Annotated in this window: 4 protein-coding genes; 1 reads left to right on the top strand and 3 read right to left on the bottom strand. The window is 69.9% G+C overall.

Going from position 1 to position 3,071, the window contains the following annotated elements; genetic code table 11:
* Together selA and FL311_RS42285 are read right to left on the bottom strand one after the other, a co-directional pair.
* A partial coding sequence (gene selA / locus FL311_RS42290; protein WP_141333271.1) for an L-seryl-tRNA(Sec) selenium transferase occupies nucleotides 1-1,156 on the bottom strand: 1,156 nt, incomplete at its 3' end.
* A gap of 106 nt (nucleotides 1,157-1,262) precedes the next feature.
* The gene (locus FL311_RS42285; RefSeq protein WP_141333270.1) at nucleotides 1,263-1,772 is read right to left on the bottom strand and encodes a GNAT family N-acetyltransferase; all 510 of its coding nucleotides are present in this window, start codon (nucleotides 1,770-1,772) and stop codon (nucleotides 1,263-1,265) included.
* Nucleotides 1,773-1,862: 90 nt separating this feature from the next.
* Between FL311_RS42285 and FL311_RS42280 the strand changes: the two genes are divergently transcribed.
* Complete coding sequence (locus tag FL311_RS42280; protein WP_141333269.1) at nucleotides 1,863-2,201, top strand: TerB family tellurite resistance protein; 339 nt, start codon at nucleotides 1,863-1,865, stop codon at nucleotides 2,199-2,201.
* 60 nt (nucleotides 2,202-2,261) lie between these two features.
* Here the strand turns inward: FL311_RS42280 and FL311_RS42275 are convergent, their stop codons facing one another.
* Complete coding sequence (locus FL311_RS42275) at nucleotides 2,262-2,801, bottom strand: hypothetical protein (RefSeq protein ID WP_141333268.1); 540 nt, start codon at nucleotides 2,799-2,801, stop codon at nucleotides 2,262-2,264.
* Between the last annotated feature and the right edge of the window lie 270 nt (nucleotides 2,802-3,071).

The following is a 3,071-nucleotide window of genomic DNA, read 5'->3' as shown; positions in this document are numbered from 1 at the left end:
CCACCCGGGCACTCACGCCTTGCTCGGCCAGCAAGCCCTGAAGCCGCAGCGCGCGGGCGCGCAGTTCCTGGGATGACTGGGCGAGCAGTCTGTACGTGGGCACGGCCCCTGGCTTGCCGTCCCGATACAACTCCAGCGTGGCCTCCAACGCGGCCACCGTCAGCTTGTCCACCCTCAACGCCCGGGTGAGCGGATGCGCCTTGATGCGCGCGAGCAACGCCGAGCGTCCCACCACCACGCCCGCCTGCGGCCCGCCCAACAGCTTGTCCCCCGAGAACGCCACCACATCCGCTCCCTCGGCGACCACCTCGGCCACCGTGGGCTCCTGTCCCATCCCCTCTCCCACCATGGGGACCAGCGCCCCCGAACCCAGGTCCTGGAACACGGGCACCCCGCGCTCCCGGCCCAGCGTCGCGAGCGCTCCCACGCTCGCCTCCTCGGTGAAGCCCACCACCGCGAAGTTGGAGCGGTGCACCTTCACCAAGAGGCCCGTGTCGTGGCCCACCGCGGCCGCGTAGTCGGACAGCCGCGTGCGGTTGGTGGTGCCCACCTCCACGAGCCGCGCGCCGGACTGCCGCATGACGTCCGGCACCCGGAAGCCTCCGCCAATCTCCACCAGCTCCCCGCGCGACACGACACACTCGCGGCCGGACGCCAGCGCGGCCAGCACGAGCAGCACCGCGCCCGCGCAGTTGTTGACGACGAGCGCGTCCTCCGCGCCGGTGAGCTGACGCAAGAGCCCCACCACCGGCGCGTAGCGGCTGCCCCGCTCGCCCTCGTCCAGGTCGTACTCGAGATTCGAATAGCCCCGCGCCACCTCGGCCACCCGCGCCACCGCCTCCGGCGCGAGCGGCGCGCGTCCCAGGTTGGTGTGCAGCACCACGCCCGTGGCGTTGAGCACCGCGCGCAGCCCCGGCGTGGACAGCGTGGTGAGCGCCTCGCCCACGTCCGCGTCGTCGAAGGGGCGCGGGTCGCCCTGGAGCAGGCGCGCGCGCACGCGGTCCACGGCCAGCCGCAGCGCGGACACGGCCCTGGCGCGGGGAACACCGGACAGCAGCGGTTCCAGCGACGGCCGTCGCAGGAGCTGCTCGATGGAGGGGAGTGCGCGCAGCAGCGCGTTCTTCCCGCCGTCTACGCTGTTCGACGGGGGGCCCACGCTCGCGAGTCTAGGAGACGCACGCCCCGCACGCCAAGCCAGCGGCGGTGTCAGCCAGGTGACGTCCCGCTCACGCGCGGGCGTCTTCCTGGATTCCCCGCTCGACTCACGGCGCCGTCAGATAGAGGCTGATCTCCTCGGTGGCGCCGGGCAGGCGCATGTGCCGCTCGAAGCGCAGGCCCATCCGCTCCAGCAGCTTGATGGAGCTGACGTTGTCCTTGGAGACGATGGCCGCGACGCGCGAAATCTTGTGGTCCTCCCGGGCGTGGCGCAGCACCGCCTCTGCGGCCTCCCGCGCGTAGCCCTGGCTCCAGTAGGCGGGCTTGAACGCGAAGCCGATGTCGGGGTGCTCCAGCGAGTCGCGCTTGAGCAGGCCGCACAACCCCATGGGCACGCCGTCCTGCCGGCCCTCCACCAGGTACAGCCCGTAGCCCAGCTGGGCGTACTGCGTCAGGGGTACGTTGGTGATGTAGTCGTGCGCGCCCTCGAGGGTGCGCACGCCACGGTCTCCGATGAAGCGCAGCCACGCGGGCTCGTTCAACATCCCCAGGATGAAGTCGGCGTCCTCATGCGTCACGCGACGCAGGACGAGCCGCTCCGTCTCCACCACTTTCATGAGAAGCTTTCTCCGCGAAGCCCGTGCACTTGTAGGAGCGATACATGTGTCGCGCCCACTCGCGAGCCCACCTCGGAGGATGTACCAAGGATGTCCACCGCCTCAAGCCCCGACGCCCGCTTCCAGATTGAAGTCCTCAAGCTGCTGCTCCAGGTCGCCAGCGGAGACGAGGGGGTCAGCCGGGAGGAGATCGACCACATCATGGCCACGGCCCGGGGGATGAGCGTTCCCCTGCCGGACCTGGAGCAGCTGGCGAAGTGCCTGCAGAATGGGACCCCGCTGCCCGCGCCCAACCTGGGCATCCTCAAGACCGACCCGAAGGCGGTCATCGACGCGGCGCATGACCTCATCGCCAGCGACGGGCACATCCACCCGAGCGAAATCGAGATGCTGCGTCAGCTCCGCGAGCTGCTCGGCGTGGCGGCCTGACACCTCGGAGCGGGGCCACCGGGACGCATTGCGCGTCCCGGCGCTCTGCCTGCACGACGACTACGGGTCGACCTCGTCGACCTCCAGCTCACTGCCCGCGCCGCTCAGCAGCTCGAGCAGCTCCGCCGCGCCACCCTCGCTGTCGACCAGCGCCGTCAGCTTGCCGCCGCCGAGGAACTGCATGATGAACTGCTTCTGCATCTCCGCCCGCCCCCCCTGGACCTCGCCCAGGACGGTGAGCGTGTGCGGCTCATCGTGTCCGACGATGCGCTCGGAGATGTCACAGTTCCCCAGCACGAGCACGTTGGCGTGGAGCTCCGCCGTGCCGACCCGCAGGTCACCCAGGACGAGCATCCCGCCCGGCCCCTTCAACACCAGCGTCTCCACATCCACGTTCCCCGTCACCACCACGCAGTCGTTCGAGGCGAACGTCCGGGAGGTGTCCTTCAGGTTTTCGTGGAGGTCGATGCCATCCCGCAGCATCGAGAAGATATCGACGGGCGCGGCCAACAGGCCGTCCTCGTCCAACGTGGTGAGCTGCTCATCCGCGGCCTCGAGGGCCTCTGCACGATCTTGGAGCTTCTTGGGGAAAGGAGTCATGTACCCCTCCGTCCATATCGCGAATCCCGCTCCCGGGAAGCAGGAAGAGACCATCCCCCACGAACATGGTGAACGCGCGCCAATGGACAGGTGGCTCGCCTCGTCGCACCCCGGGCAGGTGACCGCCCGCCCGGACAAGCACGGACGGTCACAGCCCCGGAGTCACCCGTCGCTCACGGCCGCAGCTTGACGTGCAGCAGATCCAGCCGGCGCGAGGTCGGCGTGTACCAGGTGCCATCCAGCTCGATGGACCGCCCCAGGTCCCCCGTC

It is taken from the genome of Myxococcus sp. AB025B, assembly GCF_006518215.1.
Taxonomy (GTDB): Bacteria; Myxococcota; Myxococcia; order Myxococcales; family Myxococcaceae; genus Myxococcus; species Myxococcus fulvus.
Note: the sequence above shows the minus strand (reverse complement) of the source record. Positions and strands in the feature narration are given on the sequence as shown.

Excerpts from the sequence above, each read along its gene's own strand:
- FL311_RS42280 (WP_141333269.1), top strand. The coding sequence starts at position 1,863 with ATGTCCACCGCCTCAAGCCCCGACGCCCGCTTCCAGATTGAAGTCCTC.
- FL311_RS42275 (WP_141333268.1), bottom strand. The coding sequence starts at position 2,801 with ATGACTCCTTTCCCCAAGAAGCTCCAAGATCGTGCAGAGGCCCTCGAG.
- FL311_RS42285 (WP_141333270.1), bottom strand. The coding sequence starts at position 1,772 with ATGAAAGTGGTGGAGACGGAGCGGCTCGTCCTGCGTCGCGTGACGCAT.